Annotated in this window: 15 protein-coding genes and 1 tRNA gene; 13 read left to right on the top strand and 3 right to left on the bottom strand. The window is 31.7% G+C overall.

What is annotated here, in order from left to right; translation table 11 throughout:
* The first annotated feature begins 6 nt into the window (after positions 1–6).
* The 10 genes from uvrC (at position 7) to LQ677_RS01655 (ending at position 8,275) form a co-directional block, all read left to right on the top strand.
* Entirely contained in the window at positions 7–1,788 is a 1,782-nt protein-coding gene (gene uvrC, locus LQ677_RS01700) for an excinuclease ABC subunit UvrC (RefSeq protein ID WP_239748053.1), read from the top strand.
* Between the two features lie 195 nt (positions 1,789–1,983).
* Entirely contained in the window at positions 1,984–2,595 is a 612-nt protein-coding gene (locus LQ677_RS01695) for a succinate dehydrogenase cytochrome b558 subunit (RefSeq protein WP_025904626.1), read from the top strand.
* A 32-nt stretch (positions 2,596–2,627) separates the two neighbouring features.
* Positions 2,628–4,391, top strand: coding sequence for a succinate dehydrogenase flavoprotein subunit (sdhA, locus tag LQ677_RS01690; protein ID WP_037587500.1), 1,764 nt, complete (start codon positions 2,628–2,630; stop codon positions 4,389–4,391).
* A 2-nt stretch (positions 4,392–4,393) separates the two neighbouring features.
* On the top strand, positions 4,394–5,203 hold the full coding sequence (sdhB, locus tag LQ677_RS01685) for a succinate dehydrogenase iron-sulfur subunit (protein ID WP_037587502.1): 810 nt from the start codon (positions 4,394–4,396) through the stop codon (positions 5,201–5,203).
* Positions 5,204–5,352: 149 nt separating this feature from the next.
* A complete protein-coding gene (locus LQ677_RS01680; protein WP_025904623.1) occupies positions 5,353–5,787 on the top strand; it encodes a MarR family winged helix-turn-helix transcriptional regulator in 435 nt (144 codons plus the stop codon).
* The gene (gene racE, locus LQ677_RS01675) at positions 5,784–6,581 is read left to right on the top strand and encodes a glutamate racemase (RefSeq protein ID WP_025904622.1); all 798 of its coding nucleotides are present in this window, start codon (positions 5,784–5,786) and stop codon (positions 6,579–6,581) included. The genes LQ677_RS01680 and racE overlap by 4 nt, the downstream gene beginning before the upstream one ends.
* Positions 6,582–6,593: 12 nt before the next feature.
* Complete coding sequence (locus LQ677_RS01670; protein WP_239748052.1) at positions 6,594–7,178, top strand: XTP/dITP diphosphatase; 585 nt, start codon at positions 6,594–6,596, stop codon at positions 7,176–7,178.
* A complete protein-coding gene (locus tag LQ677_RS01665; protein ID WP_037587506.1) occupies positions 7,175–7,681 on the top strand; it encodes a metallophosphoesterase family protein in 507 nt (168 codons plus the stop codon). The genes LQ677_RS01670 and LQ677_RS01665 overlap by 4 nt, the downstream gene beginning before the upstream one ends.
* A gap of 182 nt (positions 7,682–7,863) precedes the next feature.
* A complete protein-coding gene (locus LQ677_RS01660; protein ID WP_037587508.1) occupies positions 7,864–8,079 on the top strand; it encodes a hypothetical protein in 216 nt (71 codons plus the stop codon).
* Between the two features lie 122 nt (positions 8,080–8,201).
* A tRNA-Arg gene (locus LQ677_RS01655) sits at positions 8,202–8,275 on the top strand.
* 262 nt (positions 8,276–8,537) lie between these two features.
* On the opposite strand, the gene LQ677_RS01650 is transcribed toward LQ677_RS01655, so the two are convergent.
* Positions 8,538–8,975: a GNAT family N-acetyltransferase gene (locus LQ677_RS01650; RefSeq protein WP_239748051.1), complete on the bottom strand. Its 438-nt coding sequence runs from the start codon at positions 8,973–8,975 to the stop codon at positions 8,538–8,540.
* A gap of 91 nt (positions 8,976–9,066) precedes the next feature.
* Positions 9,067–9,546 carry a GrpB family protein gene (locus LQ677_RS01645; protein ID WP_239748050.1) on the bottom strand — a complete coding sequence of 160 codons (480 nt, stop codon included), beginning with the start codon at positions 9,544–9,546 and terminating at the stop codon, positions 9,067–9,069.
* A gap of 193 nt (positions 9,547–9,739) precedes the next feature.
* Here LQ677_RS01645 and LQ677_RS01640 point away from each other — a divergent pair, with 193 nt between their 5' ends.
* A complete protein-coding gene (locus tag LQ677_RS01640; protein ID WP_037559882.1) occupies positions 9,740–9,976 on the top strand; it encodes a hypothetical protein in 237 nt (78 codons plus the stop codon).
* 168 nt (positions 9,977–10,144) lie between these two features.
* A complete protein-coding gene (locus LQ677_RS01635; protein ID WP_275583241.1) occupies positions 10,145–13,492 on the top strand; it encodes an endo-alpha-N-acetylgalactosaminidase family protein in 3,348 nt (1,115 codons plus the stop codon).
* A gap of 624 nt (positions 13,493–14,116) precedes the next feature.
* Here LQ677_RS01635 and LQ677_RS01630 read toward each other — a convergent pair.
* A complete protein-coding gene (locus LQ677_RS01630; protein ID WP_239748049.1) occupies positions 14,117–15,175 on the bottom strand; it encodes an aminotransferase class IV in 1,059 nt (352 codons plus the stop codon).
* A 162-nt stretch (positions 15,176–15,337) separates the two neighbouring features.
* Between LQ677_RS01630 and LQ677_RS01625 the strand changes: the two genes are divergently transcribed.
* The gene (locus LQ677_RS01625; RefSeq protein ID WP_239748048.1) at positions 15,338–16,333 is read left to right on the top strand and encodes a YdcF family protein; all 996 of its coding nucleotides are present in this window, start codon (positions 15,338–15,340) and stop codon (positions 16,331–16,333) included.
* Positions 16,334–16,365: the final 32 nt, after the last annotated feature.

Below are 16,365 nucleotides of genomic sequence, written 5' to 3'. Positions count from 1 at the left end.
ATAAAGGTGGAAGACTACCAAAAGAAAATTAAGCAAAAACTTGAAGTTTTACCAACAGAACCTGGATGTTACATCATGAAAGATAGACAACAAACAGTCATATATGTTGGAAAAGCTAAACGATTAAGAAACAGAGTTCGCAGCTATTTCACAGGTGCACATGATGAAAAGACAACTCGACTCGTAGGGGAGATTAGAGATTTTGAATTTATCGTGACTTCAAGTGAAATAGAATCTTTATTACTTGAACTTAACTTAATTAAAAAACATCAACCACGTTATAATATATTATTAAAAGATGACAAAAGTTATCCATTTATAAAAATTACAAAAGAAAAACATCCTAGACTCATCGTGACGAGAACTGTAAAAAAAGATTCGGGTAAATACTTCGGACCATATCCTAATGCTTATGCCGCACATGAAACGAAAAAATTACTAGATAGAATTTATCCGTTAAGAAAATGTGTCACAATGCCAAATAAAGTATGCCTTTATTATCATATTGGCCAATGTTTAGGACCTTGCGTTTATCCAGTCGAACAAAGCGAGTATCAAACGATGGTTAAAGAAATTACTGATTTTCTAAATGGTGATGACAAAACAATCGTCAATGACTTAAACGAGAAGATGAATCAAGCGAGTGAAGCTTTGAAGTTTGAAGAAGCGAAAGAATACCGTGACTTAATACAACATATTGAAATGTTAAATTATAAACAGAATATGATGTCAGCAGACATGACAATGAGGGATATATTTGGTTATTCTGTTGATAAAGGGTGGATGTGTATTCAAGTATTCTTTATTAGACAAGGTAAATTAATTGAAAGACAAGCATCTATGATACCTATTATTCAAACTGCTGAAGAAGAATTCTATACATTTATTGGACAATTCTATTCTTTAAATCAACATTTAACGCCTAAGGAAATTCATATTCCGAAAAATTTAGACATTAAAACAGTTGAGTCAGTCGTTGATTCAAAAGTGGTTCAGCCTAAAAGAGGTCAGAAAAAAGAAATGGTGGATCTTGCGATAAAAAATGCGAGTATTTCACTTAAAAATAAATTTGAATTAATTGCGAAAGATGAATCTAGAACGATCAAAGCTATTGAGAACTTAGGAGAGGCTATGGGTATTCAAACACCGATTAGAATTGAAGCATTTGATAATTCTAATATTCAAGGTGTAGATCCAGTGTCTGTTATGATAGCTTTTGTGGATGGTAAGCCAAGTAAAAAGGATTATCGCAAATATAAAATTAAATCTGTAAAAGGTCCAGATGATTACAAGTCGATGCAAGAAGCGGTTCGAAGAAGATACACAAGAGTATTAAAAGAAGGACTTCCAATTCCTGATTTGATTATTGTCGATGGTGGTAAAGGACATATGTCTTCAGTGAGTGATGTATTAGAAAATGAACTAGGACTTGATATACCAATTGCAGGTCTAAGTAAAAATGACAAACACCAAACTTCAGAATTATTGTACGGATCACAAGCAGAAATTATACCACTAAAGAAAAATTCTCAAGAATTTTATTTACTTCAACGCATTCAAGATGAAGTGCACCGATTTGCAATTAGTTTCCATAGATCAACACGACAAAAAACATCACTTAAGTCAGCTTTAGATGAAATAGAAGGTATTGGACCAAAACGTAAACAAACATTATTAAAACATTTTGGCTCTATTAAAAAAATGAGAGAATCGAATTTAGAGGATTTTGTTAAAATTGGTGTTCCGAAAAAGGTTGCTCAAAACTTAGTAGATAAGCTTAGTAAATAAATGGTAAAATTACAACAAAAAATCTATATATTTGGGTATGAGAATAATTCTCATGCCCAAATTCATACTTAATGATGTTACAATATACATGTAAATGCTCATCGAATTTTTTTTGGGATGTATGTAATCGTTTTCAGATTATTATATTCTTAATATAACGATAGAGCCATAGATTAAAGTTAGGGGGGACTTCTTTTGGCGTCAAGCGAAAAACAGTTTATTTTACGTCGTATTCATTCATTATTAGGTGTAATTCCTATAGGAATATTCTTAATTCAGCATTTGGTTATTAACCATTTTGCAACGATAAGTCCAGAAGCTTTTAATAAAGCATCAGATTTTATGTGGAATTTACCATTTAAAATTGTATTAGAAGTTGTAGTTATTTATATTCCTATACTATTCCACGCTATTTATGGATTATACATAGCGTTTACAGCTAAAGAAAACGTAGGAAGGCATTCACTATTTAGAAACTGGATGTTCTTATTACAACGTTTAACTGGTATCATATCATTTATTTTCATAGCTGTTCATGTTTACCAAACGCGTATTCAAGCTGCATTAGGACATCACGTTGACTTTGATATGGTTTCAGATATTTTATCTAATCCAATTTCTGTAACGCTATATGTTATTGGTGTATTAAGTGTTATATTCCATTTCTCAAATGGTTTATGGTCATTCTTCATTACTTGGGGAATTACACAATCACCAAAATCACAACGTTTTATGACTTATGTAACTTTATTTGTATTTATCGTAATTAGTATTATTGGCTTAAGAGCTATTTTTGCATTCGTATAGGATTTATACTTTTTAGGGGAGTGACAATTTTTATGGCAAACAACAAAATCATTGTTGTCGGTGGTGGTTTAGCAGGACTAATGGCAACTATTAAAGCTGCTGAACAAGGTGCGCATGTTGATTTATTCTCATTAGTACCTGTTAAACGTTCACACTCTGTTTGTGCTCAAGGTGGTATTAACGGAGCTGTCAATACTAAAGGTGAAGGCGACTCTGTTGACATTCACTTTGATGACACAGTGTATGGTGGAGATTTCCTCGCTAACCAAACACCTGTAAAAAATATGACTGCAGCAGCACCAAGTATCATACATTTATTAGACAGAATGGGTGTAATGTTTAACCGTACACCAGAAGGACTTTTAGATTTCCGTCGATTTGGTGGTACTTTGCATCATAGAACTGCATATGCAGGTGCAACAACTGGACAACAATTACTATATGCATTAGACGAACAAGTTAGAAGTTATGAAGTTAAAGGTTTAGTTACAAAATATGAAGGTTGGGAATTTTTAGGTATTGTTAAAGATGAGGAAGATGCTGCACGTGGTATCATCGCCCAAAACTTAACAGACTCTAAAATCGAATCATTTGGATCAGATGCTGTAATTATGGCAACTGGTGGACCAGGTATCATATTTGGTAAATCTACTAACTCAATGATTAATACAGGTTCAGCAGCTTCTGTTGTTTATCAACAAGGTGCTAAATATGCAAATGGTGAGTTTATTCAAATTCATCCAACTGCAATTCCTGGTGATGATAAATTAAGATTAATGAGTGAATCAGCTCGTGGTGAAGGTGGACGTATTTGGACGTATAAAGACGGTAAACCTTGGTATTTCTTAGAAGAAAAATATCCTGATTACGGTAACTTAGTACCTCGTGATATTGCGACTCGTGAAATATTCGATGTTTGTGTGAACCAAAAACTTGGTATTAACGGTGAAAACATGGTATACCTTGATTTATCACACAAAGATGCACATGAGTTAGATGTTAAGCTTGGTGGTATAATAGAAATATATGAAAAATTCACTGGTGACGACCCTCGTAAAGTCCCAATGAAAATTTTCCCAGCAGTTCATTATTCAATGGGCGGTATCTGGGTAGACTTTGATCAAATGACAAATATTAAAGGTTTATTCGCTGCTGGTGAATGTGACTACTCACAACATGGTGGTAATAGATTAGGTGCAAACTCTTTATTATCTGCTATTTATGGTGGTATGGTTGCAGGACCAAATGCAGTTAAATATGCTAATAATATTGAAAAATCATATACAGAATTAGATGAAGAAATTTTCCAAAAACGTATAAATGAAGAACAAGAAAAATTCGATCATTTATTACAACTTAAAGGTACAGAAAATGCTTATAAGTTACACAAAGAATTAGGAGAAATTATGACAGCCAATGTTACAGTTGTTCGTCATAATGATAAACTTCTAGAAACAGATAAGAAAATTGTTGAGTTGATGGAAAGATATCAAAATATTGATATGGAAGATACATCTACTTGGAGTAACCAAGCTGTATTCTTTACGCGTCAATTATGGAATATGTTAGTGTTAGCAAGAGTTATTACGATTGGTGCATATAATCGTAACGAATCACGTGGTGCACATTACAAACCAGAATTCCCAGACCGTAATGATGAAGAGTGGTTAAAAACAACGATTGCTCAATTTAGAGGACCTAAAGAAGCACCAGAATTTTCATATGAAGAAGTGGATATTAGTCACATTAAACCTCGTAAACGTGATTACTCTAAGAAATCTGAAGGAGGTAAATAATTATGGCAGACACTCAAACAGTTGAAAACAATGCACAAGGTCAAAACCAAGAAAACAAAACGATTTCAATCATTATCAAACGTCAAGAAAATGATAAATCTCAACCTTATGAAGAAAAATTTGAGATTCCTTATAGACCAAATATGAACGTTATTGCAGCTTTAATGGAAATTCAAAGAAATCCGATTAAGTCAAATGGTGAAAAGACGACACCAGTAACTTGGGATATGAACTGTCTTGAAGAAGTTTGTGGTGCATGTTCTATGGTTATTAACGGTAAAGCGCGTCAATCATGTTCAGCTATTATTGATCAATTGGAACAACCAATTAAACTTGAACCAATGAAGACATTCCCAGTTATTCGTGATTTACAAGTTGACCGTTCTCGTATGTTCGATAACTTGAAAAAAGTTAAAGCATGGGTACCAATTGACGGTACGTATGACTTAGGACCAGGACCACGTATGCCTGAGAAGAAACGTCAAACAGCATATGAACTTTCTAAATGTATGACATGTGGTGTATGTTTAGAAGTTTGTCCGAACGTAAACGTGAATAATAATTTCATGGGTGCTCAAGCAATTTCTCAAGTTCGTTTATTCAACTTGCATCCAACTGGAAGCATGACTAAAGATGAACGTATTAAAGCACTTATGTCTGATGGTGGTATACAAGAGTGTGGTAGTTCTCAAAACTGTGTAAATGCTTGTCCAAAAGGTATTCCTTTAACAACATCAATCGCAGCAATGAACAGAGAAGCTACTTTCCAAATGTTCAAATCATTCTTCGGTTCAGATCACGAAGTAAACTAATAAAGATATGAGAGGCTGGGACATAATTTTATGTCTTGGCCTCTTATTTGTTTATTTATATAACATAAAGACCAATTCATTAACTGCATATAAGGGTATGTGTTATTATTATTAATATAAGTTTGATGAGAAAAGAGGTACAAACAACTATGGAAGAAATTACAAAACAGATTGAATATTCGTTAAGACATATAGTAGAAAGAACGAAATTAAAATCAAGAGGTCAGTTAAAGGTTTATGATATAACACCGCCTCAATTTATTGCTTTACAATGGCTCAATGAGCATGATCAAATTACAATTGGTGAGTTATCTAAACGTTTATTTTTAGCATATTCTACAACAACAGATATAGTAGATAAACTTGAGAAAAAAGAACTCGTTCAAAGAATTCAATCTGAGAAAGATAAAAGAGTATTCCACGTCAAGTTATTAGAAAAAGGCACGGCACTTATTGACGAAGTTGTTCAAGCGAGACAAATTTATACTGAAGATCTTCTATCTATTATGGAAGATGAAGATAAAATAAAGTTTAATGAAGCGTTAGAAATTATGTTGAAAAGAATGCGAAGTGAAGATGAATGAATAAACCAATTGGCGTAATCGACTCAGGAATTGGTGGTTTAACAGTTGCTAAAGAAATCATGCGACAATTGCCAAATGAGACGATATTTTATTTAGGTGATATAGGAAGGTGTCCTTATGGCCCGAGAACAAGAGAAGAAGTTAAATCATTTACCATTCAATTAGCTAACTTTTTAGTTGAAAAAGATATTAAAATGCTAGTTATCGCATGTAACACAGCTACTGCGGTTGCTTTGAAACCTTTACAAGAAATGTTATCAATACCCGTTATTGGAGTTATTGATCCAGGTTCAAGAACAGCAATTATGACGACTAAAAATAATCGTGTACTTGTTCTTGGTACTGAAGGGACAATTAAATCTGAAGCATATAGAAGAAGTATTAAATCTATTAATCCTCAAGTAGAAGTTAAAGGCGTCGCTTGTCCAGGATTCGTTCCTTTAGTTGAACAAATGAGATATAAAGATCCGACGATTACGAGTATTGTTATCCATCAAACGCTTAAACAGTGGCGATATGATGATTCAGATACAGTTATATTAGGATGTACGCACTATCCATTATTATATGATGCGATTCATCAGTATTTTGATGACGGAAAGACAATTATATCTTCAGGTTTAGAAACAGCAAGAGAAGTAAGTGCATTATTGACTTTTAGTAATGAGCATTCATATTATACACCAAATCCGAAACATCAATTTTTTGCAAATGGTGATGTTGAACATATTACGAGAACGATTAAAGAGTGGCTACATATAGAAGATGCTCACGTTGAACGAATAACATTGTAAGGAGAGATAAATATGAAAGATATTATTATTGCATCAAATAACCAAGGAAAGATAAATGACTTTAAAACCATTTTTCCAAAAGCAAATGTTATAGGTATTTCTGAAATTGCACCTGATTTTGATGTAGAAGAAACGGGTACAACATTTGAAGAGAATGCGATTTTGAAAGCAGAAGCGGCTTCAAAGCAATTAAATAAAATCGTTATTGCTGATGATAGCGGATTATCTGTAAAAGCTTTAAACGGTGAACCAGGTATTTATTCAGCAAGATATGCAGGCTCACAAAAAAATGATCAAGATAATATAGAAAAATTATTAACAAACTTAAAGTGTATAGAAGAAAGAGCAGCAGAATTTGTTTGTGCCATTGCTGTAAGTGAGCCTGGTAAAGAAACTGTTACATATGTAGGTAAAGCACCTGGTGAAATTATAGACGAACCACGAGGGGAAAATGGATTTGGCTATGACCCAATTTTCTTTGTACCATCACAAGACAGAACGATGGCAGAATTAACTGCTGCAGAAAAAAGTGCAATCAGTCACCGTGGTAATGCAATTAAATTAATGAATGAAGACATAGGGGAGCGATTCCAATGAAATGGGTAATTGTTAGCGATAATCATGGCGAACAAGGCATACTTCATGAAATATACGAAAAAAATAAAGACGCAGATTTATTTTTACATTTAGGTGATTCTGAATTCGACTATAACGATACAGAACTAAGTTTGTATCAAAGAGTTAAAGGAAATTGTGATTTCGATCCACAATTTCCAATAGAAGAACAAGGTGAAATAGAAGGTATTGGTTATTTCTATACACATGGTCATAGATATGATATTAAAGCATCTAGAGAAGTATTAAGTGCCCATGCTAAAAATAACCATGCTAAATTTGCATTTTATGGACATAGTCATATAGCTTTATGTGAGTCAATAGATGGCGTTTATTGTATCAATCCAGGAAGCATCTCTCAAACAAGAGGACAGTGGGAAGAAACATATGCCATCATCGAATTCGACGAAGCATTAAATAATGCAACTTTAACATATTTAAATAGAAATAATGAAGAAATAGAAAAATTATCATTAGCACTTTAAATATATATTTTGCAAAACAAAAATGGCAAATAGATTTTATTTATTGAGATATTCTTACGAATATCTCAATTTTATTAAAAATTTAGAATAAACTTTCAATTAAACAAAAATTGTTTTATAATTATGAATGTCGTTAATTTTATGTAAAAACTAATAAGCTATGATACGTAGGAGGGGTAGAAATGGGCAGAACACACGTTACATCAGTTATCAATGATGATGAGTTTTGTATAAATAAAAACGAATATAACGACTTACATAAGAACGAAAACATATATGTATTAACAGCAAATGGACTAGTACATGCGAGTGTTATAGAAATATTTGAAGATAAATCTTTGTGTAAAGCCGAAAAAGCCAATACAGTTAAAGTTAATGACATTGTTATCACCGAATAAAAGTAAAATAAAATAACTAAACGTGTAATAATACTTCGAAAGCGATTTAATAAACCTTTTTCTTTTTAAAAAGTATTGATAAATCAGTATCTATTCGATATAATTATTCTTGTGTTGAAAATGTCCTGGTAGCTCAGCTGGATAGAGCAACGGCCTTCTAAGCCGTCGGTCGGGGGTTCGAATCCCTCCCAGGACGTAAATTACCAATATCCCGTTGTATCTCGTTACTAGTAACGTAGATATGACGGGATTTTTTTGTATATATAAAAGGTTTGTTAAATAGCGTAACTACGCCAACATAACGCCAACGTTATAAAAATTGTAATAACTACAAAGGATATTCTATAGAAGGTTAATAAAAGTAAAGCAGAATGCAGGTGTCAAATATGTGTCAAAAGTATAATAATCTACAACATGGATCATCAAGTATTTATGTTGTAGATTATTTTTGTAATTTACTATTTGATATCTTTCTCTAAAATAATCGCTAAGTCATTTTTATCTGGATAACAATTTTTTATTTGAAAGTCATTTATTATATTTAAAATGAGCATGCTTTTCCATTTATTAAAAGTTTTAGTTTGAATTTTTTCATACCTTTTACTTTTTAATATGCTTATTTGTTTATCCATAAGCATTTGCGCAATTCCATGATTTCGATTATTTTTTTCAACGCCACCTAACCAACTGTAAAATGTAGAACAATCAATTTCATATCCAATTTTATATCCAACAATTGTCTTTTCTTTATAGGCGACTAAAATTATAACTTTATTTTTACTTAAGAATTTGTCGTTTAAATTTTCATTTGTATCGAAGATTTCATTATGTATTTTAGACAGTTCTTTATTCTCCAACTCTGGTAATGAATTATAAAATTCTTTTATATGTATCATTGTTATCACCTATATTTTATTTTTGATAAGAATTATAGTCGGTAATCTTTTTTTTGTAAATACCAATTTATAGCAAGTTTTTCAGTCATTTTTACAAATTCATTTTTCCATTTACATATTGCTCTTTGTCTCCACAATACTTATTAATGAGCATCATTTTTAAATCCTCATATTCTTTTGCTACTTTTGGAAACTCAATTAAGAAGTCTCTAAAAGCGAGATGGCGAATAATGTTTTTATCATCTTTACGATCATAAATATGAACATGGTAAAGTTTTTTATTTGTTTCTTTATCAAATTTAGTAAAGTATCTTCTATTAACGATTCCATATTCGCCATGCACATCATAATCAAACTCTTCAAAAGCAAGATTATATTTATCCACATTGTCAATATTATTAACGATAGGCATAATATCTATAATTGGCTTTGCAGATATATGTGGAATCGATGTACTACCGATATGATGAATTGAATGTAATTCATCACCAAGTATTCTTTTTATATTGTTTGATTCTTTTGCAAAAAGATTTACCCAATAAGGATTATATTTTTCGATATTAACCTTCATTATCTTTATCAGTCCTTTTGAATATGTCATAAATTCATAATATGCCTCATCATTCTAGATAGTAAATTAAGTTTAACTTATTTGAGTAATTTAAAACAAATTATGTTCTTAATATTTTTTATAATCCACTAAAAAACAATTGATATTAATTGATATATTTGGTATATTCTGTAAATGGAATGGAGGGTTGCTTATGACATATATAAATTTTTGGAAGCAAACATTCGATTACAAGAATAAATCAAGTTTTCGTGATTTGTTAGTATGCATGTTTGTTAACATTATCATTTTAGTGCTTATTATGGCACTTGGTGTGATTGTGCCAATTACTTGGGAAAATAGTATTGTTAATTTATATTATATTGTTCTTGTCTTAATGATTTTTCCCATGATTGCACTGATAGTCAGAGTAATTAAAAATTATAAATAAATAGTATGAATTGTGAACGGAATGATGAATCTCATCATTTCGTTCTTTTTGTTTATATGAACAAAATAGAAAGTTAAATCAAACATTATAGAACAAAAACGCTAGACTATAATGATATAAAAGTATACAATAAATGTAAGTTTTCAAATTTAAAAAGGGGTGTTTAATTTGAATTTTAGTAATAAAACATTTGTATGGAGGAAAAAACTGTTTGTCGTATCAATTGTTTCTGTTATGTTGTTCAGCTTATTAACGCTGACGAATCATCATGTAGAAGCAAAAGACAAAGGGGACGTATTAAAGGGCAATAAGATGAAAGTGATGGTTGATAAGTCATTTCCAAGGGCTATTGAATATACTTTGAAAAATGGTAAGAAGATGGATGGCCAAGTTAAAGAAATTAAGACGATTAAAGTGAATGGTAAATCGGTTCAACCGAAAGTTAAGTATAAAAAACTTAATGCACATGCAGCTCAATATCAATTAATTGCTTCTAATAAAGATAAAAAAATAGATGCTGAATTTACAATTGAGATGAAGGTTAAAGATAACCAATTACATTTTGATATGAAGGATTATAAAAATAAGTTAGATGGTAAAAGTGATGATACTATAATAAAAGATTTTGAAATACCTAATCATTCATTAGTTTCTGTGAATTCTAAACAGAAAAATGCTAACTTACAAACGACACGTATGTCTACAAATACGATGAAAAGTGGCGACAAAAACTTTAAAGTCAATAAAGATATTGAAGATGATTTTAATTATCCAATGATGTATGGTTTTGTTTCAAATGATAAGACGAGTGCAGGTGTTTGGAGTAATTCACAACATTCTGAAGGGACAGGAGAGTTAGATTATACGAGAATAAATGCGACTTCGGAACAAGTAGATAAAGATAAATATGTCGGTTTATCCAGTTCTAAATGGATATTGCAGCCTGGTCAAGGTTATGAAAATGCTAAAGAACAACATTTAATGCCGAAAACAAAAGTTGTTATAACGGATGATGAAAATGGTGATGGAAAAACAGACTGGCAAGATGGTGCTATTGCATATAGAGCTATCATGAATCATCCGACAGGTTCAGAGTCTGTACCTGATTTAGTTGCACACCGTATCGCAATGAATTTCGGTTCACAAGCACAAAATCCATTTTTAAAATCACTTGATGGTGTTAAAAAAGTTAATTTAAATACAGATGGATTAGGTCAGTCAATTATTTTAAAAGGATATGGTAGTGAGGGTCACGATTCTGGTCATCTTGATTATGATAATATTGGACAACGTATCGGTGGCACAGAAGATATGAAGAAACTACTTAAGAACGGTAAGCAATATGGTGCAAAGTTTGGGGTACATATTAATGCGAGTGAAACATATCCAGAGTCTAAAGCATTTAATCCTGATCGTTTAAGAAAAAATGAAGACGGTACGTATAATTATGGTTGGAATTGGTTAGATCAAGGTATTAATATTGATGCAAAATATGACATGTTGCATGGTAGGAAAGACCGATTAAAAGCTTTTAAAGATAAAGTAGGTAAAGATTTAGACTTTATTTATGTAGATGTATGGGGCAATGGTCAATCAGGTGATAACCAAGCTTGGATGTCTCATCAATTAGCAAAAGAAATACAAGATTTAGGTTGGAGAGTAGCTGTTGAATGGGGTCACGGTATGGAATATGATTCAACATTCCAACATTGGGCTGCAGATTTAACTTATGGTGGTTATGAAAACAAAGGGATTAATTCAAAAGTCGCAAGATTTATTCGAAACCACGAGAAAGACTCTTGGGTAGGTAATTACCAAACTTATTCAGGCGCAGCTGATTATCCATTACTAGGTGGATATGATATGAAAGACTTTGAAGGTTGGCAAGGTAGAAACAACTTTGATGAATACATTAATAATATTTTTAAAACAAATTTATCTACTAAATACTTACAGCACTTTGAAGTTACGAAGTGGGTAGATGGCAAGCCAGTCAAAATGACAGCAAATGACCAAACAGTTGAATGGACACCTGAAATGGAAATCCAATTAAAAAATGGTAAAGATAAAGTAGTTATTAAACGTAAATCTAATGATTATGAAAATGATAAAGAAAATTATAGATCTAGAACGATAACGTTAAATGGTCAGAAGATATTAGATGGCAATAAATATTTAATTCCGTGGAACTGGGATGAAAATGGTAAGCAATTAAACAGTAAGAAACAAAAGCTCTATCATTATAATGAAGATGGTGGAGAATCAACTTGGGAATTACCAAAAGGTTGGAACAGTAAGCATTTAAAATTATACCAACTAACAGAGCATGGTCGTCAATATGTTGATAATGTGCGCGTTAAAGATGGAAAAGTTACCTTAACCAATGTTAAAGCAAATACACCATATGTATTGTATAAATCAAAACAACGTAATGAGAAAGTAAAATACGGAGAAGATATGCATATTAAAGATCCAGGATTTAATGCAGAAAATCTTAAAGATTGGAAAATTAAAGGATCTAAAAAAGACGTTTTTATTACGAAATCAAACAGTAGCGACAATATGTTAACGATTAATAATCCGAAGAAAAATGTTGAATTGAAACAAAAATTAACAGATTTGAAACCTGGTAAACAATATGCAGTTTATGTTGGTGTGGATAATCGAAGTGATCAAAAAGCAAGTATTAGTGTAGATGCAGATGGTACGACACATCAAAATTATACAACTAAATCCATCGCTAAAAATTATGTTAAAGCTAACGCTCATAATACAACTAAAGAATCTGCAACGAAAGGTAACGACAGTTATTTTCAAAATATGTATGTGCACTTTAAAGCACCTAAAAATGGTAAAGCAACTTTAATGCTTTCTAGAGATAAAGGTGAAGGTGTCACATATTTTGATGACATTCGAATTTTTGAAAATGATCAACAATTATATTCACAAGATAAAGTGTTTAAACAAAATTTTGAAAAAGTACCTCAAGGCATCTTCCCGTTTGTCGTATCTGATATTGAAGGCGTAGAAGATAACAGAACACACTTATCTGAAAAACATGCACCATATACACAACGTGGGTGGAACAATAAACGTATAAGTGATGTCATCGATGGTACATGGTCATTAAAAATTAATGGTCAAGTAGAAAAGAATAAACTTGCTTATCAAACGATACCTCAAAACTTTAGATTTGAACCAAATAAGACATATGAAGTTTCATTTGATTATGAAGCAGGATCTGATGACACATATGCTTTTGCTACAGGTAACGACAGTATTGATAATCAAAAATATAAAGAAACACCATTGAAAGGTACTGTAGATAATAAAAAACATCGTCAATTCAAAACGACAATTAAAGGTCATAAAAATGGTCAAACATGGATTGGCATAGCATCAACAGATAAAAAGGCAGACAATAAAGGTGTTAAAAATGAAGGTCAAGTGAACTTTGAAGGGACTAAAGATTTCGTATTAGATAATTTAGTCATTAAAGAAGTGAAAGATAAATAAAGTTCATAAGGAGTCTGGGACAGAAATGTTCTAGACTCCTTTTCATATTTTTAGAAATAGAGGTCTGAATATTGCAAGTGAGGTGTGACAAGCAATGTTGGATGTCTGAATATTGAAAGTGAGGCGTGACAACCAATGTTGAGGACCTCCTATTTATCAAGACTGACTAAACAAGATAAATAGACGCTTTGTATTTATCAAGACTGTCCAAACAAGATAAATAGGAGCTTCGTATTTATCAAGACTGGTGAAACAAGATAAATAAGTGCCTCGTATTTATCAAGACTGACCAAACAAGATAAATAAGTGCCTGGTATTTATCAAGACTGACCAAACAAGATAAATAGCCGCCTCGAATTTATCAAGACTAGCCAAACAAGATAAATAAGTGCCTCGTATGTTGCAAGACATACCAAACAAGCAACATAGAAGCCTCCTATATTGCAAGACTGACCAAACAAGCAACATAGCAGCTCCGTATGTTGCAAGACTCCCCAAACAAGCAACATAGAAGCTCTGTATGTTGCAAGACTCCCCAAACAAGCAACATAGAAGCTCCCACTTACTTTGATTTTTCCAAATAAAAAAGACTGGCAAATTTTTGTGCCAGTCTTTTTACAGATACTACATTTCGATCGATTCTCGTTCTATTGTATAGTTCCATTGATGCAAGTCTGGAAGCTTACCTTGCTGAATAAATGTATATGTTGTATATAAATGTTGTGTAATTGGTCCGATTTTATTGTTATGAATGGTTAAAACATTGTCTTTATATTTAATTTCACAGACAGGGGTGATAGCATTCAAAGTACTTGTACTAAATACTTCTGTTAATAATCCATCTTTATATGATTGAAGGACTTCGTCAATACTAATTTGTCTTTCTTCTATTTGATAGCCTAATTCTTTTGCTAATTCAATAATTGATTGTCGTGTTACACCTGGTACTGTAATACCGTCTAATGCTGGCGTAATCAGTGTATGATTGATAACAAAGAAAATGTTCATATTATTTAATTCTTCTATATAAGTTCTCTCTGTACCATCTAGCCAAATTACATGGTCGTATCCGAATTGAGCTGCTTTTGATTTTGCAGCGTATGAAGCGGCGTAGTTACCACCAAATTGTGTAAAACCAGCACCGCCTGTAACAGATTTAACATATTCATCTTCTACATGTGCTTTTATAAGTTCTGGTGTTTGGCAATTCAGCTTTTTAGGTAGTGGAGATAGGAATGTAATGAGTTCATATGTATCAGATTTACTAACACCTAATTTATTCTCTGATGCAAACATAACTGTTCTAATGTTAACAGGTTGATGTTCATGTAAATCGAATAGTTGACGTTCTTGATTAATAAGGTGTTCGATACCTAAAAGTAGTTCGCTTTTATTTATAGCTGGCATTTCGATTCGGTTCAGTGATTGATTGAACTTTTCAAAGTGTTCGAAAGGTTTAAAGATATGAATATCGTCATTGATATGATAGGCGACCATATCTTCAAAAACGGTTTGACCATAATGAAGACATTGTGCACTTGGAGAAATTGTGATAGGTGCATAATCTTTAATGATAGGAGAAGACCATCCTTTTGATGATTGATACGACATAGTTAACATTTTGTTACCAAAGGTGGATCCACATTCGTCCTTTATTTGACTACTTGATGATTGATATTCCATATAAATTGCCTCCTATATTTAAGTAAGTAATGTGAAATAGTATATCAGCTATATTGACCTAATTCAATATTTATTTTGAAAATTCTGAAAATAATTTTATGTGTATCTTGTTGGTTATGATGATATACTTTGATTGTGAAAATAATAGGCTAGGAGGTGACGATGATGTTTGTTACGTTAGCATTTTTAATTTTATTTATAATCAGTTATTTAGTGGATTTTAGACAATATAAAAATGTCTTCTTATTAGGATTGTTTATCATCAGTTTAATGAGTACGATATTGATTGAAATCATTGTGCCAACATTAGATTTAAATCTAAATATTAATTACATTATCATAGCGAATATCATTTACTGTTTAATTGTAATTGTGGTTATGCTCTTAGCTTTATTAAATACTAAAAAGCGAATAGCAAATGAAGGTAAAATTGTAACAAACATGATTGTCATTGGTTACGGATCTTTCATCTTAATTAACTTTTTAATCATTGTTTTTAAACCGTATCTGTTAGTAGAATTATGGAACGGATTGATATTAATTGCTATTTCTAGCTTGTTTTACTATTTGAATTTAATATTTATATTGCATAATTTATACGCTTGGATTGTGAGTGGCATTTCTAAAAGAAAAAAACAAGATTTTATAATCGTACTGGGTGCAGGTATTATAGGAGAAAAGGTAACACCACTTTTGAAAGCGAGATTAGATAAAGCGATTAAATTAAAACGAAAAAGTTTAGATACGAAATTGATTGTAAGTGGTGGTCAAGGTTCGGATGAAGCAATCAGTGAAGCTGAAGCGATGAGACGATATTTAGTGGAACAAGGCATACGTAATGAAGAAATTATAATGGAAGACAAATCAACTAATACAGAAGAAAATTTAGTGTTCTCTATGAAGATAATGAACACTTATAAACAACATGCAATTGCTACGATTGTTTCTAATCATTTTCATATTTTAAGAGCAGCATTTTTATCTAAGAAAATTAAAATGAACGCAACTGTTACGGGCGGATCATCGAAATCATACTTCTATCCAAATGCATATATTAGAGAATATTTAGCAATCATTTATATGTTTAAAAAGACACATGCACTGGTGATGATTATCTTATTGGCAGCAGTTGCTTGCTACACATTATGGGGAATATAAACGAAAAGAAGGTCCCGTAGAGCACTCACTCT

This window comes from Mammaliicoccus sp. Q-M61 (assembly GCF_022386055.1).
Taxonomy (GTDB): Bacteria; Bacillota; Bacilli; order Staphylococcales; family Staphylococcaceae; genus Mammaliicoccus; species Mammaliicoccus sciuri_A.
Note: the sequence above shows the minus strand (reverse complement) of the source record. Positions and strands in the feature narration are given on the sequence as shown.